Origin of the sequence: Paenibacillus eucommiae (assembly GCF_017874215.1) — a bacterium.
GTDB lineage: Bacteria > Bacillota > Bacilli > Paenibacillales > NBRC-103111 > Paenibacillus_AI > Paenibacillus_AI eucommiae.
Genome location: NZ_JAGGLB010000003.1, coordinates 45,378 through 68,706, shown reverse-complemented (window position 1 = coordinate 68,706; position 23,329 = coordinate 45,378). Strand labels below are relative to the sequence as shown.

General features: G+C 39.4%; 28 protein-coding genes and 1 pseudogene. 22 read left to right on the top strand and 7 right to left on the bottom strand.

The genetic code is table 11. The features are described 5' to 3' along the window. Positions 1-236: 236 nt before the first annotated feature. The 5 genes from J2Z66_RS05660 to J2Z66_RS05640 all read left to right on the top strand — a co-directional run bounded on the left by J2Z66_RS05660 (position 237) and on the right by J2Z66_RS05640 (position 3,616). Positions 237-611: a VOC family protein gene (locus J2Z66_RS05660; protein ID WP_209970407.1), complete on the top strand. Its 375-nt coding sequence runs from the start codon at positions 237-239 to the stop codon at positions 609-611. A gap of 264 nt (positions 612-875) precedes the next feature. After that, complete coding sequence (locus J2Z66_RS05655) at positions 876-1,343, top strand: GyrI-like domain-containing protein (protein WP_209970406.1); 468 nt, start codon at positions 876-878, stop codon at positions 1,341-1,343. Between the two features lie 224 nt (positions 1,344-1,567). Then, positions 1,568-2,062, top strand: coding sequence for a WapI family immunity protein (locus J2Z66_RS05650; RefSeq protein ID WP_209970405.1), 495 nt, complete (start codon positions 1,568-1,570; stop codon positions 2,060-2,062). Between the two features lie 251 nt (positions 2,063-2,313). Next, complete coding sequence (locus J2Z66_RS05645) at positions 2,314-2,805, top strand: hypothetical protein (RefSeq protein WP_209970404.1); 492 nt, start codon at positions 2,314-2,316, stop codon at positions 2,803-2,805. 187 nt (positions 2,806-2,992) lie between these two features. Next, on the top strand, positions 2,993-3,616 hold the full coding sequence (locus J2Z66_RS05640; RefSeq protein ID WP_209970403.1) for a Stf0 family sulfotransferase: 624 nt from the start codon (positions 2,993-2,995) through the stop codon (positions 3,614-3,616). 77 nt (positions 3,617-3,693) lie between these two features. On the opposite strand, the gene J2Z66_RS05635 is transcribed toward J2Z66_RS05640, so the two are convergent. Continuing rightward, on the bottom strand, positions 3,694-4,578 hold the full coding sequence (locus J2Z66_RS05635; protein ID WP_209970402.1) for a helix-turn-helix domain-containing protein: 885 nt from the start codon (positions 4,576-4,578) through the stop codon (positions 3,694-3,696). A gap of 339 nt (positions 4,579-4,917) precedes the next feature. On the opposite strand from J2Z66_RS05635, the gene J2Z66_RS05630 reads away from it, so the two are divergent. The 10 genes from J2Z66_RS05630 to J2Z66_RS05585 all read left to right on the top strand — a co-directional run bounded on the left by J2Z66_RS05630 (position 4,918) and on the right by J2Z66_RS05585 (position 15,715). After that, positions 4,918-5,418, top strand: coding sequence for a glycosyl hydrolase family 28-related protein (locus J2Z66_RS05630; RefSeq protein ID WP_209970401.1), 501 nt, complete (start codon positions 4,918-4,920; stop codon positions 5,416-5,418). Between the two features lie 12 nt (positions 5,419-5,430). Continuing rightward, positions 5,431-6,996: a glycosyl hydrolase family 28-related protein gene (locus tag J2Z66_RS05625; RefSeq protein ID WP_209970400.1), complete on the top strand. Its 1,566-nt coding sequence runs from the start codon at positions 5,431-5,433 to the stop codon at positions 6,994-6,996. 270 nt (positions 6,997-7,266) lie between these two features. After that, on the top strand, positions 7,267-7,620 hold the full coding sequence (locus J2Z66_RS05620; protein ID WP_209970399.1) for a GNAT family N-acetyltransferase: 354 nt from the start codon (positions 7,267-7,269) through the stop codon (positions 7,618-7,620). Between the two features lie 119 nt (positions 7,621-7,739). Continuing rightward, complete coding sequence (locus J2Z66_RS05615; protein ID WP_209970398.1) at positions 7,740-8,384, top strand: uridine kinase family protein; 645 nt, start codon at positions 7,740-7,742, stop codon at positions 8,382-8,384. Between the two features lie 419 nt (positions 8,385-8,803). Beyond that, positions 8,804-10,636, top strand: coding sequence for an ABC transporter ATP-binding protein (locus tag J2Z66_RS05610; protein WP_209970397.1), 1,833 nt, complete (start codon positions 8,804-8,806; stop codon positions 10,634-10,636). After that, positions 10,633-12,528, top strand: a complete 1,896-nt coding sequence (locus J2Z66_RS05605; RefSeq protein WP_209970396.1) for an ABC transporter ATP-binding protein — start codon at positions 10,633-10,635, stop codon at positions 12,526-12,528. The genes J2Z66_RS05610 and J2Z66_RS05605 overlap by 4 nt, the downstream gene beginning before the upstream one ends. 32 nt (positions 12,529-12,560) lie before the next feature. After that, positions 12,561-13,493 carry an MORN repeat-containing protein gene (locus tag J2Z66_RS05600; protein ID WP_209970395.1) on the top strand — a complete coding sequence of 311 codons (933 nt, stop codon included), beginning with the start codon at positions 12,561-12,563 and terminating at the stop codon, positions 13,491-13,493. Between the two features lie 40 nt (positions 13,494-13,533). Next, the gene (locus J2Z66_RS05595) at positions 13,534-14,526 is read left to right on the top strand and encodes a phosphotransferase enzyme family protein (protein ID WP_245375309.1); all 993 of its coding nucleotides are present in this window, start codon (positions 13,534-13,536) and stop codon (positions 14,524-14,526) included. Positions 14,527-14,744: 218 nt separating this feature from the next. Next, positions 14,745-15,032 (top strand): DUF4367 domain-containing protein, encoded by a 288-nt coding sequence (locus J2Z66_RS05590; RefSeq protein ID WP_209970394.1) that lies wholly within the window; start codon positions 14,745-14,747, stop codon positions 15,030-15,032. 194 nt (positions 15,033-15,226) lie between these two features. Then, positions 15,227-15,715: an 8-oxo-dGTP diphosphatase gene (locus J2Z66_RS05585; RefSeq protein ID WP_209970393.1), complete on the top strand. Its 489-nt coding sequence runs from the start codon at positions 15,227-15,229 to the stop codon at positions 15,713-15,715. A gap of 218 nt (positions 15,716-15,933) precedes the next feature. Here J2Z66_RS05585 and J2Z66_RS05580 read toward each other — a convergent pair whose 3' ends face one another. Together J2Z66_RS05580 and J2Z66_RS05575 are read right to left on the bottom strand one after the other, a co-directional pair. Next, complete coding sequence (locus tag J2Z66_RS05580; RefSeq protein ID WP_209970392.1) at positions 15,934-16,599, bottom strand: MBL fold metallo-hydrolase; 666 nt, start codon at positions 16,597-16,599, stop codon at positions 15,934-15,936. A gap of 70 nt (positions 16,600-16,669) precedes the next feature. Beyond that, on the bottom strand, positions 16,670-16,876 hold the full coding sequence (locus tag J2Z66_RS05575; RefSeq protein ID WP_209970391.1) for a hypothetical protein: 207 nt from the start codon (positions 16,874-16,876) through the stop codon (positions 16,670-16,672). Positions 16,877-16,967: 91 nt separating this feature from the next. Between J2Z66_RS05575 and J2Z66_RS43990 the strand changes: the two are divergent. The 5 genes and pseudogenes from J2Z66_RS43990 to J2Z66_RS05555 all read left to right on the top strand — a co-directional run. Beyond that, positions 16,968-17,071 (top strand): annotated as a pseudogene (locus J2Z66_RS43990) (Tn3 family transposase); the annotation flags it as partial. A gap of 60 nt (positions 17,072-17,131) precedes the next feature. Continuing rightward, on the top strand, positions 17,132-17,743 hold the full coding sequence (locus tag J2Z66_RS05570) for a hypothetical protein (protein ID WP_209970390.1): 612 nt from the start codon (positions 17,132-17,134) through the stop codon (positions 17,741-17,743). A 33-nt stretch (positions 17,744-17,776) separates the two neighbouring features. Beyond that, complete coding sequence (locus tag J2Z66_RS05565; RefSeq protein WP_209970389.1) at positions 17,777-18,514, top strand: nucleotidyltransferase domain-containing protein; 738 nt, start codon at positions 17,777-17,779, stop codon at positions 18,512-18,514. Positions 18,515-18,653: 139 nt separating this feature from the next. Continuing rightward, positions 18,654-18,833 (top strand): hypothetical protein, encoded by a 180-nt coding sequence (locus J2Z66_RS05560; protein ID WP_209970388.1) that lies wholly within the window; start codon positions 18,654-18,656, stop codon positions 18,831-18,833. A 186-nt stretch (positions 18,834-19,019) separates the two neighbouring features. After that, the gene (locus tag J2Z66_RS05555; protein WP_209970387.1) at positions 19,020-19,508 is read left to right on the top strand and encodes a DinB family protein; all 489 of its coding nucleotides are present in this window, start codon (positions 19,020-19,022) and stop codon (positions 19,506-19,508) included. 7 nt (positions 19,509-19,515) lie between these two features. Here J2Z66_RS05555 and J2Z66_RS05550 read toward each other — a convergent pair whose 3' ends face one another. The 4 genes from J2Z66_RS05550 to J2Z66_RS05535 all read right to left on the bottom strand — a co-directional run bounded on the left by J2Z66_RS05550 (position 19,516) and on the right by J2Z66_RS05535 (position 21,609). Further along, entirely contained in the window at positions 19,516-20,139 is a 624-nt protein-coding gene (locus J2Z66_RS05550; RefSeq protein ID WP_209970386.1) for a class I SAM-dependent methyltransferase, read from the bottom strand. Positions 20,140-20,171: 32 nt separating this feature from the next. Next, positions 20,172-20,870 carry a DUF4386 domain-containing protein gene (locus tag J2Z66_RS05545; protein ID WP_209970385.1) on the bottom strand — a complete coding sequence of 233 codons (699 nt, stop codon included), beginning with the start codon at positions 20,868-20,870 and terminating at the stop codon, positions 20,172-20,174. A 72-nt stretch (positions 20,871-20,942) separates the two neighbouring features. Beyond that, positions 20,943-21,161, bottom strand: a complete 219-nt coding sequence (locus J2Z66_RS05540; protein ID WP_209970384.1) for a helix-turn-helix transcriptional regulator — start codon at positions 21,159-21,161, stop codon at positions 20,943-20,945. Between the two features lies 1 nt (position 21,162). Further along, positions 21,163-21,609, bottom strand: a complete 447-nt coding sequence (locus tag J2Z66_RS05535; protein WP_209970383.1) for a hypothetical protein — start codon at positions 21,607-21,609, stop codon at positions 21,163-21,165. A 269-nt stretch (positions 21,610-21,878) separates the two neighbouring features. Here J2Z66_RS05535 and J2Z66_RS05530 point away from each other — a divergent pair, with 269 nt between their 5' ends. Both J2Z66_RS05530 and J2Z66_RS05525 read left to right on the top strand, forming a co-directional pair. Beyond that, positions 21,879-22,388 (top strand): GNAT family N-acetyltransferase, encoded by a 510-nt coding sequence (locus J2Z66_RS05530; RefSeq protein ID WP_209970382.1) that lies wholly within the window; start codon positions 21,879-21,881, stop codon positions 22,386-22,388. A gap of 94 nt (positions 22,389-22,482) precedes the next feature. After that, positions 22,483-23,217 (top strand): creatininase family protein, encoded by a 735-nt coding sequence (locus J2Z66_RS05525; protein ID WP_209970381.1) that lies wholly within the window; start codon positions 22,483-22,485, stop codon positions 23,215-23,217. Positions 23,218-23,329: the final 112 nt, after the last annotated feature.

The following is a 23,329-nucleotide window of genomic DNA, read 5'->3' as shown; positions in this document are numbered from 1 at the left end:
CTAATTCCCGAAGAGGAATCTTAATGTTTTCTTACGAACAATAAGATTATGAATTTTATATAAAAAAGGGGATTTATATGAGTACAATCAGAGAGATGACAATAATTGATTACGAACAGATGATTGAAATATGAAGCAGTAATGAGCTAAAGCCATTAATAAAAGATTTACAATATCGAACAAACGTTCTATTATTAGAATGTAGATTAATATTCTAAGGAGGCTGATTATTATTTATGGAGAATGTTGTTAAAGGTCAGGTTACATTCCGTAATATTGCACCGATTTTTTATGTCACAGATCGTAAACTTGTGCTTGACTATTATAAACGGCTAGGTTTCTGGTGCGATTACGACATGGGATTTGTCGAATGGAATGGGATTGGATTCATCGTTCATGAGAGACAAACTATACCTGCAACACCGAATAATCCGACATTTGGAAATAAAGTACTTGACGCATTTGTTATGGTTTCAAATATTGATGATTTGTTCACTTTGTTCAAATTCAAAGAAGCAATGTTCCTTTATGAACTTAAAACGAACGAATATAACATGAGAGAATTCGCTATCAAGGATCCAGCAGGATTTACGATTGGATTCGGTCAGTAACTCAACTGAGACTGGTTACCTCAAATGAATAAATCGAGGAATCTTTCTCAACTAACGGGAACGGTAGTTCCAAGCTTAAAGGGCTGCCAAAACGAATGAAAACCTTCGTTATGCTAACGCAGATTACTTGGATATTATTTTCAAGGAAAAAGAGGGATTATTTTACTTGTATCTAATCTTTAAATCTGTGTAAGTTGAACACAGCATCCAATTTAGATGATGTTTTTCTCCTTCATAAAACCAATGTGAGAGGATTGAGTTGTCATGAGTCAAATCGCCACCTTCGAATGCGAAGTAATAACGAGGGAGTATAATCTAATTGGACAAAGTATTACGGCAAATTTCCCGAATTCATTTCCAGATGCAGCAATAAAAATACATACAGAGTTTGGATCGAGAAAAGCTGAAATTAAAGGGGCGGAAAATTATGAGATCATATTTTCTCCATATATGTGCAATAACATTGTAGCGACTTACTTTGCTTGTCTTGAAGTTAGTGATATTGGACATATTCCAGATGGAATGCTTAGTATTAATTTTCCAAAAACAGAATATGCAAAAATTAGCTGTTCAAATAAAACGATTGGTGATGGATACTCTAAAATATTTGAGTGGATTAACTTAAAGGGATACAAACAAAAAAATAGCAGTAGTTCAAGTGCTATTGAAGTTTTTTACTATGAAGATAATGTTGATGAAGAAAAAGTTGAGATATTAATACCGATAGAATAATTAAATAATTTATTGAAAGAAAACGGTTATTTCATTTAATTTTAATTCACCAGTAACGGGGAACGATAGTTGAGGAGCTTGCATTACCTCAGCTCCTTTTTCATTTTTTTAAACTAACGGGCAGGATAGTAGAGAAGGAATTAAATCACTTTATTAGAATTAGTAAGAATAATGCAAGTTAGATTAGTGCGTCAAACAATGTTTCTTAGACTTGGAGGTGTTAGATGGCAAAGTTAGTAGACACATCAGGAAAAATAAGTTTAGTCCTTTCATTTCATCAGAGAAGTAAATTAATTACTGAATACGAGGATGACATTAATAATTGGATACCCATAGATTTCGAAGTAAACGTATTTGAGGAATCTTATAAAATTTATCCTGAAGTAAATCCATCTCTTAATCTGTTTGAAATTAATTTGATGTTTTCGAAATTGAAATCAAGCATTAGGGAAATGCAGTTAACGAATAAATTCAAAAAAGTAGAGATTTCTACGTATGAGTTTTACTATGAGTTGGAATTCGTTGACTTAACCGAAGATGACTGGATTAGTTGCACTGTTTGGACATTTGAAGCTTCTAGAACAAATGGAAATATATACGATGTTCAAAGGGGCTTTAGATTTATTGTTACTATTACTTCATTAAGGGATTTTGTTAATAAGCTCGAAGAAGAACTAAACTTAGTGTTACAAAATCCTAGGCAAAAAGAATTGAACTAACGGGCAGTCTAATGCAATTATCAAAAAAAAGTAGCATCATTATAAGTAAGTGTACTTATTACACTAACGCACAGGTTAGATCCATTGACTTAGGTGGATATTCCATTATTTAAAAGATTCGGATTTGGATATAATGATAGCAAAAGATATTAAGGAGGTCCTCATGGCTCGGAGTGAATTGAAATTTGTTCCTAATGAATACAATGATGTGATTAAGGCTATTGACGCGAATAAAACGTAGGAGAACAAAAATGAAACACATCAAAATTATCATTGCATTTTCTTGTTTTTTGAACGTTATTTTAATAACTAATTGGATTATGACAAACAATAGAATCGATGATACTATTTCAAGACAAGCATTCAAAATTCATAGAGATTTAGTGGAACTAGAAAGTTCAATTACTTATCAAAGCGATCATAATTGGAAAGAAGAAAATCTTGTTTTAGAGAAAATTGAAGACGTTCAAGAAGATATAAATTCTCTAAAGACAATAGGCAAAGATATTGGAAGATTATCAAGAAAACAAGAAGAAGATTTGTGGAACTTGTATAATTATTTGTTAAAGTTCCCTGAATACTCTGGTTTCCCTAATAAAACTCTAAGTACAGATGAAAGAAAATTACTTGAAAAATTATCAAAAGACTTAAGACAAGTAGGTTGGGGAATGAATATCGGATATTCAGGAGGCTGGGAAAGTTTTTCTGAAAAGTTGAATAATTTATTAAGACAGGACACTTGAACGTTAAATTTAGGGAGGAGGAACCACACGCTATGTATGATGTCGAGATTGAGAGTAAGCTCTATGCAAAGTCTACACTATAAACAACGGCGGTTGTTTGTATAGAGCTAATAAGTTAAGACCGCCTAAACCCTTTTTAAACCATGCTCTAGCTTCCACTGGAGTGGCAGGAGATCCTTGTGAGTGGATGCATGGGGGGTATGGGGGAGCCGTTGATACAGTTAGTAAAGAAGATGTCGAATACATGTGGGAAGCAGGTTCAACTTCGAACGGGGTATTCGGGGTAAAGACGCCTCTCGATGCTAAGTGGATTCATGCATTTAGAAAGCTTTATGAAATGCCGGAAACAGCGACGCAGGCTGAAGTTTGGCGTAAAGCTTTTCCACATTGCAACAAGCATATTTGGATGACACGTAGAAACAAAGTACGGCTGGCTGTTTCTTGGTGGCGCGCAATCGTATCTGGGGAGTGGCATAGAAAATATGGTGAAAAGCCGCAAGAGCATGATATTGCCGATGAATATAAATTCGATGCGATTAATCATTTGTTTATAGAATGCTCGATTCGTGAAGCTGCTATGGAACAATTTTTCTCTGAGGAGGGGATCGTGCCTCTGACGATTGTCTACGAGGATTTTATTCTAGACTACGAGGGAACTGTCTTGAAAGTATTAGAGTTCTTAAATATTCCAGTGGGCAATGTGAATGTATCTCAGCCGTCTCTGGATCGACTAGCAGACGATGTTGCTGAGCAGTGGGTACAAAGGTTTCGGGAAGAACGCCAGAAGGGGTGGGAGAATATAGCATGGTAATATATTGGGTTTGTGACAGATATAAGATTATTAGTTAAATATGACGAACAAGCTGCCTCAGTAGGCAGCCTGTTCAGTTAACGGGCGACAATTGTTTTCGCATATTCCGAAGGAGACATGCCCGTCGTCTTTTTGAAATCCTTGGAAAAATAGTGGACGCTGCTATAACCGATCAAATCGGCGATCTCCGTATAATTGTATTTCTCCTCGCGTATGTACGTCTTCGCTTTGTCGATCTTCTTCCGTTTAATGTATTCGGTAACGCCGCAGCCGATTTCCTTCTTGAAAATGTTGTATAACTTTGTCTTGCTGATGTAGAACGCACCGACGATGCTGTCTATGGAAAGGTTGGCCTGAAGGTGCACATCAATGTGCGCCATTACGCGGGCGGCGATTTCCTTTTCCTGCTTTTCCCTTTGCGTTGATGTCAGATTACCAGTCGGAAGGTGTGACTCGCTTTCTCTGATCATACTGATGAGCAAAATTTCCATATAGTTTTTCACCAAATGTTCGCAGCCGAATAGCGCATTTTTTCTTCTAACGATCGATTCCTTCTGCTTCTCGAGCGGGGAAGGATCGAAGGTGTTCCGTCCTTCTTTGATCATCTGCGTCAAATAATTCCTTTTGCCGTCGTCGACCTGAAAGCATTTGTTTTTCAGACGTACCAAGGAAGAGGAGTGGCAATCGAAGGAAACGATCAGCAGATTCGGGGGGATTTTCGGATTCGCTCTTCCTCTGCGAAGCTGATACGGGGGCAAAAACAAAATGCTGCCCTGCCGCATATGAAATTCCTTCTGCTCCGTGATCAGTTCGATCTCCCCTTTGTCCACGTACAGAAATTGCCAAAATGAGTAGTCCAGTCCGACGTCTTCAACGTGATCTTTAGGCAGCTCTTCGTAGTGAAAGCTTACGATTTTATCGACGACGACTTTCTCCCGCAACTTCAACATTCTCAGTTCCAATGAACGAAGTCCCCTTTCTGCTCCGATTTAACGTTTACTAAGTATATATTCTTCGCTTTCAGCGCTTTCCCTTCTGATCGAAAGAACAAAAAAGGTGACTCAAAATCCAAAGAAACCCGAATTGGAACCGGATATACTGGAGTTCAGATGAAATAAACCGCTTTCATAAACAATTCATCGATTGGAGGTGACTTGCGATCCAAAAGAAATTCGCCGAGCCGGCAAGTTTTTCCCGAAAGCGGCGGCGACGCGCGCAGGCGGTCTATAACTTGATCAAGAGCACTCTGTAGCCCTAATTCGGGCACTGAACCTTCCAAACCATTACTAGGAGGAACCTGTATGTCGGAGGAAAAAAATAAAAAGCGGATCATCAGTAGACGGGAGCTGCTTGCTTCGATGGGCGCAGCTGGTGTGGCGCTCGCTTACGGCGGGCTTATTCAAGCCACTACCGTTCATGCGAATAACGAATCGGTAAGCGAAGCAGTGTACGGCTCAGACGCAGAGAAAAAGAAACCGCCCGTAAAAGAGCCCTTTGCCGTCGATTGGCATAATGTCAAAGAATATGGCGCCCGCGGCAACGGAAGTTCGGACGATTTTCCGGCGCTGTCCCGGCTGCTGGCCACACGTCTGTCTGAGGAAGGCGGAACTGTCTATTTGCCACAGGGAACATACCGGATTGGAACTAATTTGACGATTCCTGCTAATGCACATCTCGTTTTTGACAAAGGTGCTCTATTAGCTCCGGATGCAGGAGTTACCGTAACGATCGCGGCAACTATCTCTGCCGGGACGTACCGCATTTTTGCCGGAAGCGGCTCGGTCCGTCAGCGGTTTCGGTAAGATCAATTCAATTTGCGAAAGGAGCGGTTTGAAATGGAATATAACATAGTACATTACGGAGCGACGGGAGACGGGATGACCGACGATACGGCCGCGATCCAGTCGGCCATCGACTCCGCGCTTGCGGTGGGAGGAGGCATCGTCTTCTTCCCGGCGGGGGGAACGTATATCGTCTCACAACTGAATGTGTCGGAAGGTTTGATTATCAGAGGGTATGGCGCCACTATTAAAAGGCCGGCCAATCAATCAAAATGGACGAGGACGTTCACGACGACGGTAGCGGGTTACTTGTATAACAGTTCGGTCGACTCGAAGCCATTAATTTTTCAGGGACTGACGATCGATGGCAACTTGCAAAATCAAGGGACTTACGAGAATTATGAGCTCGAGCAAGCGCATCTCATCTTTCTGATGGGAGATGCCACCAACAGCGGCAAGCTGCGGGCCGTCATCGAGGATTGCTATTTTAAAGATTGCGTTGCCGACGCAATCAGTGTCTACACTAACGTATCGGTGCAAATATCCAATTGCACCGCTGTCGACTGCTTTCGCGGCGGGGTTGTCATTACCGGAGGTTATTCCAATGTGCATGTGAACAATTTCAAAGCACACGGAGTGGTTCACGCGACAGGCATCGACGTCGAGCTCGACGGTCCGGGCTACGGAAATACGTTGAAAACGGACATAACGATGAACAATCTTTATTTGCCCGACGGCGAATTCGATGTGGGAGTGCTGCAAGGGTCGACTTTTACCGGTTCAAACATCATCGTCAACAAATCGCCGTTCAACTTGTACGCCGATAATTCGACGGTGAAAATAATGAACTCGGTCTTTCACATCGGCGTGCTCGACGATTACTTGGACCGGATCGTCAGCCCGTATGACGTGACGTTTCAAAACTGCACGTTCTATGCCCACAAACCGGCAGGCACAGAAGGGAACCGTTCGATCGCCTGCATCCATCTGTTCCAGTTTGGAAACTCGAATCAGACGCTGCGCTTCCTCGATTGTGATTTTAAAGTGGACGGCTCCGTCGGGGCGGCCGATACAGTTTACGCCCTTTATTTCGAGGGGGATCAGCTGGACAAAAACAATCGGGTCATAGTTGAAGGGGGCAGCATTTCCAACCGGTTCAATTACGGGCTGTACTGGAAATACGGTGGCCGGGCAATCGTCCGGAATACTTACGTGGAAGCGTCGACTTGCTTCTACTTCGGGGTTACTTCGGGAGGATACGACTACGACGTTACACTCGACGGAACGATCAGCAAAAACTATACGAAACTGCTGGAGATCGCAACGGGCAACAGCTCCTGCAAGTTGACAACGAAAAACATCGTCATGGCCGAAAGCGAAAATATTCACAGCCTCGGAAGCGGAGCGACTTCTGTCAGCTATGACGGCGGAAGGCTCATCCTGGGGGACAGTTCTCCCGTATCCCGGTCAGTGCCTGGGCTGCCGCACGATGTGTTCCGGTTGAAAACTGCCGTTCCGGGAGCCGACTACGAATGGGTATGTACTGCCGGGAGCGGAACCGCGGCGACGTGGAAGCGCAGGACGACGTTAGGGTCGTAGCTTCAATTTGGCTGCCCGTATACGAAGCTGCTGATGTGTAAGCCATTGCATCGAAACGTACGATACTTTCTGCCATTTTTTATACTCGCTTCATCCTGGTGCAACCGGGATGGGCGGGTTTTTCTAGTTAGAGGTATTTTTAGGCATAACTCTGCCGGAACTTAAATATAGTGGAAGTCAGAACAAGACGATTGTCCTTCGATTAATCCGACAGGAAGAATTATTGGTTTGCAGGAAGCTTAATCGGATTTTTTTCAGAAAAAATGGTTCGTGTATACCATAGCTAATAGGGATTTCGTTTATCCTTGGAAAACAATTTCCAATGAATTAGACCGTACATTATTTCAAAGCGATGGTCGGTTCATGGAAATATTTTCATTATGGAATCATCCAAATTATCGCAGATTAGGATTGGCGACTCAACTTAAACTTAAGTTGGAAGAGGAGGCAGATTATCACAAAGTAAATTTAATTTACACACATACAGAAGAAAAAAATCAACATGTCATCGAACTTAATAAAAAAATTGGATATCAAGAGGTTCGTCGTGGACCAATTTGGGATGACGTAATTCGTGTTAGTTTAATAAAGCCACTTACTTTCTTCAACTATCGGGTACGATAACTCAACATTAAAGAACAGGCTGCAGTGGTGGACTTCGTTACGCTAACGGGCAGGATAACACAACAGTATTATGGAATATATATGGGATATCTAATATAAATAAAGAAAATGGGGGAAATATGGACAGGATTTTACATGAGATAGCCACTTACTGTAGAAATGCGGATAAAAGATTCACCATTGGGATTTCGGGTCATGGTGCATCTGGAAAGACAACGTTTGCTCATAATCTTTTAAAACTTCTGGGTCATGGCGATGTCAATTATATCAATACGGACCCCTATATTATCGGCTCACATCTGAGGAAGTACACTTTAATCAACTATGAATACAAGAATGAGCAACATCAAGAGAAAATGACAGCTTGTCATCCTGCTGCTCATAATATAGCCGCTTTAGAGAGAGACATTCATATGGTGAGAGATGGTTTAGATTTTTATACTATAGGCACGAACTCTACAAAGAGTATGTTGATCACTTCACAAAACAAAATAAATATTGTAGAAGGCATGTCCGTTGCCTTTACAGATCTCAATTTGTATGACTTAAAAATTTACTTTTATACAGATGGGGAAACTGAGCTGATGAGAAGGGGTATACGTGATGTTACTGAAAGAGGAACAGATATAAATTATTTAAGAAAATCCCATGAAGAGCGCAGAATTCAATATGATTTATTTATGCATCCCTATCATCGAAATTTCGATTTAGTTTTAAAGAATTCCAATGAAAACTATATTATTGAAAAGGGGTGTATTAATTAACATTTGAAGGAATGTACTTAAACTATTGGATACTGTAGTTGAACAAACAAGGCGAATAAATCGGATATGTGATAGATTTTTTCATGGAGTCGCCAACCCGGTAAAATGGTGTAGGGGTACAAACATTTTACCGGGTTGGCGACTCTTTTTCTACCATTTAGTGGTTAATCAATGTGTGGGTATAATTTCGCAATAATATCGTATTTTTCTAAGGTTATGGGTTTACGGAAAATAAAAAAATGCACTGCCTAAGGCATTGCAATTTCATTTGTAAGTGTGTTTTTGACACGATTTAATACAACGCAGATGACCTCGTCATCCATAATATTATTATAACTGAAAGAAAATTATTAGTCTATACTTTTTCCGAAATTTCCCTTATCTTTAGTAAGAAATCGACAAACGAAAAGAGGGAGAATATGGAAAGTGAAAAGCGAAAGCATACATACGGCTTTATTAGCAATTTGATATTTATGATTCGTGAGCTGTGGAACTTTGAAAAAAAGGGAGTTTTTGTACCGTTTATTAGAATTCCTTCAGATATTGCTGTATCTTTCCTGGGCATATGGATCCCCAAAATTGTGCTTGACGCAATTGAGCATTCTGTTCCGGTTTATGAATTCGTTATGCAACTAAGCTTATTGACGATTGCCATGATGGTTCTGATGTATGTTAGTTATTATATGGAACAAAGCATTTTTATGGGTTCTGTTCGAATATGGAATTTGCATTTCTATATCAAAAAATCATGGAAAATTGTTGATATGGATTATCCTCATTTCGCTTCCCCGGCAGGCAAAACAAACATTGAGCGATCCCACCAGGCATTAAGCAGGAATATCAACGTTAATATGGTTTCATTTTATCCGCATTTTATCGAACTGATGAAAAACATTTTTGGATTTTTTTCATACTGTACCATTCTTATCATGCTCAACCCCGTTATCATCCTTTTGCTTATATTGAGTTATGTTATTAACGTACTCCTTGTTTTAAATATAGAAAAATGGCAGCACCATACCAAAGATGAGCGGGCAAAAATGGATCGTCAACTTGATTATGTTGTAAGTCGTACTAGTGATAGTTCTATTGCAAAAGATATACGGATGTATAACATGAAGACATGGATAAACAGTATGTCTGAGTTCTTTATGGAGGAGCAATACAATTGGCAGAAAAAAATTGCATCGAAGCGTTTTATGCAGGTACTGTTTGAAGCTCTTTTACTATTTGTGCGAAACGGAGGTGCGTATATTTTTCTTATATGGAAGATGCTTAATAATGAGATCTCTATTGGGGAATTTGTGCTTTACTTTGGTGCCATTACCGGATTTGGACAATGGCTTGAGCAAATCGTAAGCAGAATTGGAAGACTTTCAACAGCAAATTATAAGGTATACGATTATCGGTATTTCATAGATACAATGGATAAGATGAGAAGGGATGAAGGGGCATCGCTTCCGCCTGTAAGCGAGCCGGTTGAAGTTGTTCTTGAAAATGTCAGTTTTAGTTATGAAGGCAGTAATGAACTTATTCTTGACCATATAAACTTGAAAATTCGTAAAGGAGAGAAGCTTGCGGTTGTAGGCACAAATGGAGCGGGTAAGACAACATTAGTTAAACTGATTTGCGGTCTTCTGGAACCTGTTTCAGGGCGTGTCCTTATGAACGGAATAGATATAAAGGAATTTAACAGAGACGAATATTATTCCCTTATTACTGCCGTATATCAAAATGTTTGTTTGCTGCCTGTGAGTATTGCCAAAAATATTACGTTTTGTTCTGACAGTGATATCGACTGGAAAAAACTTAATAAATGCACGGAACTAGCAGATATCAAAGGAAAAATTGAAAGCTTTCCAAATGGTTTTGACACCAATCTTGTACCTTCAGTGACCGATCATGGTGTTGAACTTTCAGGAGGAGAAAACCAGAAACTAATGTTGGCGCGAGCGCTTTACAAAGATGCTCCACTGATTATACTTGACGAGCCGACGGCAGCACTGGATCCGATAGCTGAAAATCATATGTATCTCAAATACGATGAACTGACAGAAAACAAAACAGCGATTTTTATTTCACATAGGCTTTCTTCCACACGCTTTTGCGACAGAATCATCCTTATCAACGATAAACAAATTGCGGAGACCGGGACACATGATGAGCTTATGGCACTCAGCGGAAAATATAAGGAAATTTTTGATATTCAAAGCCAGTATTATAAAAACAGCGTAGGGGAGGAAGCCATATGATAAGCAAAGCCGATCGGAGAAGTATAAAACAAGATCTGCATTTCATACAACGTGGATGTACGATTATCAGGCAGATTTCACCGGGATTTTTAGAGCTGTCGATTGTAAAGTCGATGTTCAACGCCATTACTCCTTACATTTCGATATACATGTTAGCTGTAATCATTGATGAATTGCTGGGCAATCGAAATCTAAATTTACTTGCCTTCTATGTAGGAGTAACGATCGGTGGGACACTACTGATGACCGTAATAGCTGAATGGGTATCGAAACAAATAATGATCATGAACGAAATGTTTGAGGCGAGATTTCAAAACTTTCTTAATGACAAAACCCTAACAATGGATTTTACAAAGCTGGAAGATCCCAAGTGCACAGAGTTGCGGGAAAAAATCATGGGAAATATGTATGCAGCGGGAGGAGGGGTTAAAGCAATAATTGAACATATAGCATCCATTGTCGAAAGTTCAATTTCAGTGATCATTGCCATCATGATATCAGCTGGCGCTATTACAGCAACTGCTGCTGCAGGTAGCGGTATTACAGGCGCAGTGAATTCGATTTGGTTTTCCTTGCTGCTAATTGCAGGAATCATATTTTGTATTGTGCTTACAGTGAAAAATTCAAGATCAGCTAAAATGAAAGAATTTGAGTTGTTTCAAAACGGAGCAAAAATTAATGGATACATCGCATACTATAATTATTTTTACCTTGAAGATGATCAGGCAGGTAAGGATGTGCGAATATTTGATCAGCGGAAACTTATTATAGATGAAGTGCTTACAAAGGGACGATTGCCTTGGTTAAATGTAGTGAATGGCACATACAGTCTTAATCAAAAATATCTCAGCTTAAATTCGGCGATATCGGCTCTTATCGGTGGTTTTATTTATATTTTCATTGGTCTCAAAGCTCTTTCAGGTACGATAAGTATTGGAAGTGTTACACAAAGTTATGCTGCAATATTCAGGCTTGTTTCTGCAGTGGGAAGTCTGTCGGTCTCGCTTTCAAAAATAAGAAGTAACAATAACTATCTTGAATTGCTTTATGAATTTATTGATTTACCTTCAGACATGCATGAAGGCAAAGAAATTCCTGTCATCTCAGATGCAGGATGGGAGATTGAATTTCATGACGTCAGCTTCCGTTATCCATCTTGTGAAGAATATGCACTGAAAAACCTGACAATAAAGCTATCATCAAACAGTCGAACTGCTATAGTAGGAATGAATGGTTCTGGAAAATCAACAATGATTAAATTGCTTTGCCGGCTTTACAGTCCGGGTTCGGGATACATAACCCTTAATGGGAAGGATATAAAGAAATATGATTATAACGCCTACGTAAATCTCTTTTCAGTTGTGTTCCAAGATTTTCAGCTGCTTGCTTTTCCTATAGGGCAAAATGTGGCGGTATCGAAAGACTACGATGAAGAAAAAGTTTGGCGCTCACTTGAAAAAGCAGGAATTGCCGATAGAGTACGCGAACTTCCATTACATGTAGGACAATCCATTTATAAAAACTTTGAAGAGGACGGAGTCGACATTTCAGGCGGTGAGGCACAGAAGATCGCCTTGGCACGCGCCATCTACAAGGATGCGCCGATTGTTGTGCTAGATGAGCCTACCGCCGCCCTCGACCCAATCTCTGAATTTGAAGTGTATTCAAAATTCAACGAAATGATTGGCAGTAAGACGGCTTTGTTTATTTCACATAGACTTTCATCATGCCGGTTTTGTGATCAGATAGCTGTTTTTCATGATGGTCAGATTGTTCAATTAGGCACACATGTTGAATTACTTAAAATTTCAAGCGGTAAATATTTTGAGTTGTGGAACGCACAGGCTCAATATTATGCGGAAAAGTCTGAAGGTATTTCTGGAGTTTGTTGAAACTGTCTTTAAGTTAAAGGAGGCAAGGCAAAATGAACTTTAAAGCATTTGAAAAAGAAATGCCGGATATCTACATCTTAGCTGATGATGCAGATCGAGCATTAAGCTTCGACCTGGGTATTGCTTTGGGACATTTGAAGGAAATAGGAAGGCTGCTCATTAAGAAGATCCTCATGAATGAACAGGTTAAACTAATACATACAGAGCCGTTATTAAACCTTCAAGCAATATTGAATATAGAAATCTTACCAGAACATTTAGTGTCTACTTTGAAGCAACTTGAGTTTATTGATACAAGAGAAAGTGCCATGTTATTGGAGTCAAGTAAAGTGAATCAACTTATGATTAACATTTATGATTTAACTTCATGGTATATCAAAACCTACATTAACGACCAATTCAGTCCTCCTCCTTTACTGCTTAGACCTCAAATTACAACCTTGCATTCCCTATCCAATGCCGAGAACGAAACTAATGATAGAAAATCCATCACTCACATCGAAGATAAGATAGTCGAAGGAATTTGGGTAGATGGTAATGAGGATGAATATTATATTGAATTGGAAGCAAATGAGACTTATAAAGGGCAAATCAGTAATGGGATGAAGTCTGGTAAGGGTGTGTATCGTTGGTCAGATGGGACTAAGTATGAAGGTCAATGGTACAAAGATAGCGAATACGGTTTTGGTATTAAGGAGTACGCTAACGGCGACTGTTATCGAGGGGAATGGAAAGAAGGTCTGTTCCATGGAAAAGGGACTTATGAATGGAACGATGGAACAAAATTTGAAGGTAACTGGCAGGATAATCTGGAGCACGGATATGGTGTCAAAACCTATTCTGATGGAAGCATACAAAAGGGTTTTTGGACATTAGGGGAGTTAATCTATACTGAGGACCAATTAAGAGAAGGCAAAGTTACAATTTTTCAACTACATAAAGGGGGAAGAACCTCTTCCCCCTGAAGTGTCATATCATTACCTTAGTGTTAGGGGGCGATTTCCTATGGAAAGTATGAACAGAATGGATAATGCAATCATTGCGCAGCATGCGCTTGCTCAGTACGATATAAACGTTGTATCCGTATCGCCATTAGCTCAAAGTGGTGCTGCGGTTTTCAAAATTGAAGACAATCGTGGGTTATTATACAGCCTTCGTGTTCACGAATCTAAAAGCAGTACGCTTGAAAAGATATGGACGAGCCCAGATGTGCTGGATTCTGAGTTGGTATGGCTGGATGCGCTTAATCGTGATACTAGTCTGACCCTTCCTGTGCCAAACCGTAATCAGCAAGGGTCGTATGTTACGCAAGTAGGCGATATGAATTGCACGTTGCTCAGTTGGGTGACAGGCGAGCAAAATCCATACTTTACCAATGAACAAGAATTGAAATCCACCGCTGAAATGACGGCAGCTTTGCACCATCATGCCAGTAAGTGGCAGCCCCCTTCATCTTTTATCCGTCCAACGATTAATAGTGCACGTATACAGACTGCTCTGGACTTGCTTAAGCAGCAGGTGAGGGATGGATTATTAGATGCACATGATGTTCAGATACTTGAAGCCGCTGGGGAAAGAGCAATGTCCCTGCTTGACACACTCCCTATAAATAAGTTGACTTGGGGCGTATTGCACGGTGATATCGTCCCTCCCAATATCGTGTTTGTAAATGGTGTTGCCAATCCCATTGACTTTGGCGCGAGTGGATTCGGTTTTTTTCTCACTGACTTGGCCATCACATTCTTTTTTATTCACCCCAATACCAGACAGCATTACATGGATTGGTATGGAATGCACTTTCCGCTACCGAATGATTATGTGGCACAAATAGATGGATTATTTATTGCATTGCGGCTAGTTGTGATAAGAAATGCACTCGGTATGCCTGGAGCGAACAATTGGCTACCGACTGATGTGAAAAAGTCTGCAGCTCGTGAATTTGGCAGGTATGCAAATGGGGAAGAGTTTTTATTTACAGGCACGCCATTTTGGGAATGAGAAGCAATTTTGAATCATACAATGCGGTTTCTTATTTTGTGATGAATTGATGTTGGGATTGTCTGAAGAACAAAATATAGAGGAGGGGCTTGCTATTTGGCAGTTCCTCTTTTTCATTGAAGTAACGGATATAGTTGCATAGTAATTGGTATAAAAGGAAAACTAGGTTTGGGTGAGTATAATGAAAAGAAAATTGATATTAATAGTAGTTCTTTTCTTTGGATATTCGACTACATTATTTTTATCAAGATGCTGAGTTTATGCTTGGTATCCAACAGTTTAAAGCAACGAGATACACCATTCTTGAGAAAGAATCAACGAGTCCTGATTATATTGTAGAAAAGGTATTTATTAATAATCATTTGGGGCGATTTAGTCCATGGTGGAAAACTAGGGGGGAGAATGGTGGTTTTTTATGTTGGATTCAAGAAGGTACTTATATAAAGATGGATAGCTTTAGTTTAACGAAAGATGAGATGATACAACTAGCTGAATCAATGGGGTAAGATTGCATCTGACTTTTTTTCAGGTGATTTCAATATTAATTGTTACGCTACCGAAATGATAATTCAATGCTAAAAGGGCTGCCATAACAAATGGTAGCCTTCGTTGCGCTAACGGGCAGGATAATTTAACCAGTTATCGAATTCTTTTAATGCATTGTGATTTTGTAAGATTTCATCAAGAAGGAGATTTTTCAATGATAACAGAGGAATCGAATGACATTAAGGTTGTACTTTATACAATGTGTTTAGTGAAGTACAACGATAAAGTACTATTAGTGAACCGTCCCAATAAGCTTGGTTTTCCTGGTTGGATTGGTCCTGGGGGGAAAATAGACTTTCCCGAGAGTTTAACTGAAGGTGCAATACGAGAGGTTTGGGAAGAAACAGGCTTAAGAATAACTGATCTAGTTTATAAAGGGATAGATGAGTATGTAGATCCGAAACAAAACTTTAGATATATGGTTTTTAATTATCTGGCCACTTCATTTGAAGGAGAATTACTAAAAAACCCTCCTGAAGGAGAATTAAAATGGGTAGCGATTAACGAAGCATTAAATTATCCCATGCAATCCTGGTTCAAGAGAAGATTTCCATTATTTTTTGAAGCAGGTACTTTTGAAATTTATGAAATATATGATCAAGACGAAAAAATAACAATAAAGGAATCTGTAAAAAGAATTTAATTGAGCTACCGGGAAACGATAGTTCAACATTAAACAACAGGCTGCCGCGGCGGCCTGTTGTTACGCTAACGGGCAGGATAGTGAAGTAACTCATTGTTTCCTTCTCCATGTTTGTGAGAAACCGTCGACAAGACATATTCCGTATGTTTCTCACCCGCAGTAACATAACTGAGCAAAGACTCACTTGATGGAAAAGATAATTTGCTGATACTTTAACTTTATAATCCCTGGCTAAGTCCTAATATCTGATCATTAACATTTACATTACTTAATCCCCCGTGATAACAAACCACGGATGCAATATCGAGATCTAAATACTTTTTCAATGAGAGACGGGCTGCATTCATATCTGGTGTGGTCGGGACATGAATTCCCCCGAGAATTCCGTTTACACTGTACATCGAATCCCCGGCAATAAGAGTCTTACTTTGTCTTAAATAAAGGCTGATATGACCAGGAGTATGCCCAGGCGTATGGATGACGCGAATCCTGCTGCAAAACGGCAGCTCCTGACCATCTATTAAAGTATCGTCCACTTTGCCCTTCGGGGGATTCTCAAGGTGACCATCTTTTAAAAGAGGGATCTCCCCCTGGATATATGGCTTATCCAGTTCGTGTGCATATACTTTAATATTATGGCCACACTCCTGCAAAATCTCAGGAAGACTGCCTATATGATCCACATCCTGATGCGTCAAAATCACAACTTTTAGTTTGTCGAATGACACTCCTGCCGTTTCCATTGCCACACGCAAATCTTCAATTTGCCCTGGGAATCCTGTGTCTATTAAAACAGCCATTTCTCGATCCCACAAAAGAATTGGGTGAATAATATTCCCATGAAAATCTAGATGAAGCATTTCTACTCCCTTTGAAATTTCCATAATATCGGGCCTCCGTAAAATGAAATTTATACATAAAATAATATTAAATTCCTCAAATGCTATAACAAGATCATGGGGCGAATCCAACTCTTAAGCGTTGCCGTTCTTTAATGTCAATGGAAACGGTGCGAATTGACGTAATAGGAATAAACAGAGTCTGATATTGCGTAAGGTATTTAACGAACTTGTCATCAATCTGATCCAATACCCCGTCGCATACATTTGTCCCATCTATGAAATGAATAGTTACTTCCTTGCCTTGTAAGCTTGCTAACATGATATCACCTCGTATTTTCTTAAATTCTCTTTGTAAACGAACCAAGACCGTAAAAAGATACGGAGGTTTCAATGGAAAAACTATTTGCGTAACCATTACCGCCTCTCAGATGCTTGAGATTCCGGCAGTTACCCACGTCAGAACGAGCTAGCTTTGGCGCTTCGGGAATTAGGACGTTTTGAGCGTACGCTTTTTAGTTGAATATTATCATCCACTAAATGTAAGATGGAAATAAAAAAGGGGGCACGTTTTAAATTGAACAACTTTACAATAAAGTCTAATGCTCCATACTCACTAAACTACTTGGTCTATATCCAGAATGCATTTCTCAGCAATAAGCAAAAAAACAGTAAATTCCCATCTTTCGATATTTCTCATTGGGGGCTTCTTGAAGAGCAGCTTTTTTGTGATGCTTACAAAAATATATGGGCAGAAATGACTCGACGGATATCACAGAGCTTTTTGGTTGATCATAATGGGATTTTAGAAACTGAGCAAAAACTATTCCAAAAATTATTTAAACCAGATAATCAAGGAGTAGAAGGGTTTGCGGAAAGCAGGAAATCATTCTATGCTTGGTTTTCTAGCTTAACAGGACAAATAACCATTGAAAGAGCAGCGGACCATATTTTATATTATGAAATGGATATATATAATGAGGTTTCTAATATGATCAACCTTAATGATGAATATAGTCAGGAATTACTTATTAGTCTAATATATGATGACTGTTTATTTGGGGACAGTGATTGTTATTCGTGGCATTCCATTATTTCACTCCAAGATATTTATCTCCAACCCCAAAAAAAGAAGTTAGTCTCAAAAATTACAAATCGCTGGAATAATAATAAAAGAGAACAAAATTGAAAATACGGCGATGGAAGAATAAGGAGGGATTATTTGGACGCCGAAAAATTACTTACTCAATTTGTTAATCAAATGACGGCGACTTTTGGCAATAACATAAAGTCCATCACTTTGTGTGGTAGTTATGTGCGTGGAGACAATACAGAAGATTCTGATATGGATGTTTATTGTTTATTTGAAAATTTATCATCATGGGAATTAATTGCAACAGGTAAGATCGTTCGAAATCTTCCTTCTTTATATAGCAAATTTGAATTAAATCTCCAATGTCTGACGCTGGATGAATATACTCGTCAAGGGTTTGGTAGAGCCTTTGTTACTCCAATTAAATACTTTGAGTCAAAAGTGTTATATGGTGAAGACTTTGGCACAAAACCTTCCAAAGAAGAATTCATTCCTTTATTTGAAAATATAATTTCCGAAGTTATAATGAGTATTCGTCATTACATAACTGCACAGGAGCCAGTAGAAAATTTAGTGGATGGACGATTAAAAGGATGGGTGTTAAAGCCGTTATGTGTGGCTTTGCGAATTGAGCGATATATAATAATCGACAACTATCCACGCAATTTCAATGAAATCTTACATCTGTCTTCAGGCTTACCACAAACCAAGGCAGTAGAATGGATTCTAGATAATGAGAAAATAAATCAGGATATTACTTTAGCACCCACTGAGGTACTTTTATTTATGCTTGAAATTGCTACAGGAATATCTAAACGAGTTGCTGATTTTAAAGATAATTTTGCAGAGAGATTACTGAAAGGCTGATTTTGTACAAACTCTGTAGTACACCTCTCAATAATTCCCAATTCGTGTTTATAAACAGGATGCGTGGATATAATGATTTAATGAACTGCGAGCATTGCCGTGCAAAAATCATATGAAAAGATTGAGAGGCGCTTAGTTAATGTCAAATAAAAAGAGCTACTATGCATTCGAGGATACATCTGGTAACACAATTGAATTTCAAGCCACTAGCTTACAGCAGGCCATGGTGATAAAAAAGAAGAAAGCCATAGAACTGGGGATTCCTAAAGAGGCTTTTGAGCTAACGAGTATACGCAAAAAACCAAGCCAAAGTGCATAGTCACGATTTTTATCTCGCTTTTTATAATCGAAGGGAACATGTCGAGAACAAATAGGTTGAACGTATTTAAGAGCTTACTCCTCGAACAACAACTTTCTCGATTTCCGCAATCCGTAAGAAACGTTCGCGTGCATGACGTGATAGGATTAAGGTGATAAACGGCCTTGGCCAGAGGAGGAGATCACCATGAATGTTATTGAGGATTGGATCGGCGAATTGAAAAGGGAAGCCGAATCGATGCGGTCGCTTCTCGAAAGGATCCCGGAAGACAAATTCTTTTGGAGACCGCACCCGAGATCGATGTCTTTAGGACAGCTCGCCCTACACGCAGCGGGAGTGCCCGGAGGGCTGGCTCTGTTGCTGGACGAGGCGGTCAGCGAAGTTCCAGTCGTTCCGCTGCCAGAGCCAACCACTCGCCAAGAATTGCTCAAAGCGCTGGAATGGAGCGTGTCTCTCGCCGAGAGCAAGCTTCGGGAGTGGGGGGAAGACGGACTAAGGGATAACTGGAAACTCGTCAGTAAGGGGGAGACCGTCCTGGAAGCGCCCCGGATCGACATGGCGCGCACGCTGATGTTCAATCATGTTTATCATCATCGGGGACAGTTGACGGTCTATCTCCGACTGCTCGGAATATCCGTTCCAGGGATGTACGGCCCCAGCGCGGACGAACAATAACGGTGATTCAGTGAGTCTTCCTAGCAACAATGAAATATTCCTGAGTACTTTTCTTCAAGCAATCCGATTCGACAATTGAAAAATTCCCTTCCTCAATTGTATCGACTAAATTGCGTATTTTAAATGATCTTATATTCGGCACTAAACCAACTCTACCTGCAAAGTATAACAAGTTTCTTAGAAATATTTTTTCTCCCACGCATGGTGTTGCAGAAATCAATAATCCTCCTGGCTTCAACAGTTCATTAATTCTTTGTAGAACGATATGTACATCTTCCAACAAATGCAGGACATGAAAGACCAGGATGACATCAAATGAGCCTTTCTTATACCTTTCATCAAAAATGGTCGAATGAGAATAGTTTATATTTGCTATGTTTCGTTCTTCCGCCTTTTTTTCAGCAATTCCGATCATTTTAGAAGATATATCAATAGCATGAATCCCTTTCACATATTCTGCAATTTCATTTGATATCAATCCAGTCCCACAGCCGTAATCCAAAACAAAGTCGCTTATTTTGAGATGCGTTTTCGTTCTTTTTATTATCTGGATGTAAGTCTTTCCATCCCTCATCTCTAATTGATCATATTTACTTGCTGTTTTGTCCCAATATTTTTCTGATTTATTCATTTCAGTTACACCTCTTTTCTAGTGCATTCATCTTAATTGGAAATAGAATCCTGTTCCGCCCGGTTGAATCCTTTAATGATTAGCCATATAGCCAAAACCAATTGTTGAAAGGCTATTGGAATGTTCAACATCATATAGGTTGCATCCAAGCCGATAAAGCGAATCATAAATAATAAGCTTGCGAGTATGGACAAAGTAGACCCAATAAGACCCAAAACTGACAACCAACGTGGAACTAATTTTATTTGGTAAAATATGCAGTTAAATAAGAACATAGCCACAACAAATGCCAGTGTCGTTGCCACATGGTTCACCAAATCACGGCCTTCCCGTAACAATTCACCCAGGTCCTGAAAATACGATACATTCAAAGTTCCAACTTTTGCAAAATCGTGACTCAATGTCAATAGCAACAGAAGAATGATTACACCTATAATAATGAACACACCCGCAATGATGCCGAAAGCAACAGATCCAAGAGCTAAACCTTTATTATACTTACTTAGAATCGGATACATCAAAATTGGAATACCAACATAAGCAATAACCATTAACAACTGGAAAAACGCTCCTATTAGTACTTGATTTTCATTTGTAGAGGCCTTGACAAGGTAGTCTGCTCCATCTATAACCGGAACAACACTAAATATACCTGTAACCAACCCGGCTATTAATAACACCCCAGTAATTACTGCAGACCTTCTACCTGAATTTGTACTCTTCCTCAACATAATTAACCTCCTAAATAATACCTACCCTTGGCGGATGTTTGCGGGACGTGCGAATTAAGAGGCTATCCACGTTTATTGCTTATCATCATATTGAAAGACCTCTTCAATAGACTTTCCGAAAACACGCGCGATGCGAAAAGCCAACTCCAATGAAGGTGAATAATTCCCCTTCTCGATAGCAACAATCGTTTGTCTGGTGACCCCGGCCTTATCTGCTAATTGCTGCTGGGTCATCTCATCATGATGAAAGCGAAGATTCCGTATATGATTGCTAATCGAATCCTTTCCCATGTTAAACTCCTTTTTTATAAAAGTATAATTGAGCGATACGTCCCAGTAGATCGGATAAAAAACCGAAGCAGATCAACACAAGAAACGTTAAGTAAGTTGGAATATCTGTAACGAGCGGAACCATGGATAATATAAACCCGAAGAAAAACACATAAAGCGAAATCCGGTCTGCCTTCAACTCGATGATCTTATCAAACTCATCTTCAAAAGAAGGCTCATCTTCATTCGTGGCGATCTTATTGAAGATGACAAACACAATATGAATGATAACCTTAGCTACAATCGACACCGGGAGCAGCACGAGAATGAAGGAACCCCAAAAACTGAAGTCGCTGGCCGAAGTGATGCTGCCTTCCTCGGCATTTTTTATCGCGTATAAAGTGTAGAGGGTGAAGATGAGTATACTGCTGATGATGGAAACATAAACTTTTTTCTCTTGATAGGACATATTGACCTCCTAATTAATGTATAATTCATAAAATGTAAACTAAACTATACATAATGTAATCAAAACTAGATCCTTTGTCAAGTTCATTATACATACAAATTATTCACTAGGAATGGCGCAGTCATGTGAGGTGTATGATCCAGAGCTGCAGAAATCAGTAAATTGATGGGCAGGATAGTTCAACAATATTTGTTCTTTACCAGTTTAGTCCTAACTAGTATGTTACTATATTAATGGATTCATCTAATTACTTGGGAGGAAAATACACTATGAGTGTACCTTTACAAATCCGTCGAATGACACAGAGCGATATTGATATTATACATAAGGGGTTATCTGGTAATGACATAAGCAAACCTCTTGATTATGTAAAGAGTTGTTGGGAAGAAAACAAAAATAAAGAAAGAGTTACACTCTTAGTGTTTTATGAGAATGAGTTTGTAGGATGGGGACATGTAGTATATAAATCGCAATATCCTTACTTTTCTGAAAACGACATACCTGAAATTCAAAACTTTGACATCATCCCGCCATTCAGGAAACGTGGGATAGGAAGTGTATTAATTGAGGCTCTTGAAGAAGATGCTTTCGCTATGTCAAATACTATTGGTATTGGATTTGGACTTTATGCTAACTATGGAACTGCACAAAGACTGTACATGAAGCGTGGTTTTATCCCCGATGGGAGAGGAATAATGTACAATAACTTGCCTGTTGAACCTGGAAGTCAAGTTTGTGTTGATGATGACTTGTCACTTTTTTTAATAAAAACAAAATGAAACAAGGAATTTACCGTTAAACGAACGGGCAGTTTAGTTGTGGTTGTAATTGTATAATTATGGTATAGTGTACTGATATTATGGGGGAATGTAGATGACTTTTGAGTATGGTAAACTTACATATTTAGAAATAAAAGCAATGGTTGAAGAAGGTTACATGGCAGTTCTTCCTACTGGATGTACCGAACAACAAGGTCCACACACAAGTGTTGATTTCGACACCTGGCTTGCATCTGAATTATCAATCTCTGCCTCAGAAAGAGCATACGAAAAATATGGTGCGAAATATCTGGTTGTTCCCACGTTACCGTTTGGTCCAACACCAGAACACAGAAATTACGGATATGGCTTTATAGATATTCCACAGGATTTATATGAAGGTTTGATTTATTCTGTACTAAAGTCACTTGCTCAGCAAGGATTCAAGAAAATTGTGATTTTTCGAGGTTGCGGGGGCCATCATTTGGACCATGTAGCAGAAAAATTTAATAGCGATTTTAATGGGGTTTCAGTCACTTATATTCCGCACTATCCATTTTACGATGTCTGGTGCAAATATGGAGACCCAAATTTACCTGGAGGACATGCGGATAGTTTTACTACGTCGCTGGCAATGTTTAAGCGGAAAGAAACTGTAAGGGAGGACAAAATATACAACCCTTACAGTGATGAGCCAGATTGGGAAGACCCTAATCTTGATTTTTATAAATACTCTAAAACGGGTGTTATTGGCGACCCAACTCAGGCAACAGAGGTACTAGGCGAGAAACTCTGGAATAGCACTGTGGATGCGGTAGCTGATATTTTTAAGGAAATAGCATTTAATTAATGTTTCAGTTAGGAATCAGTTAAGAGTAGGAAATGGCTGATTACCAATTAAACTAACTGGAACGATAGCTTAATCATGACATAGCGGCGGCCGGCCATTCGATCGGCTGCCT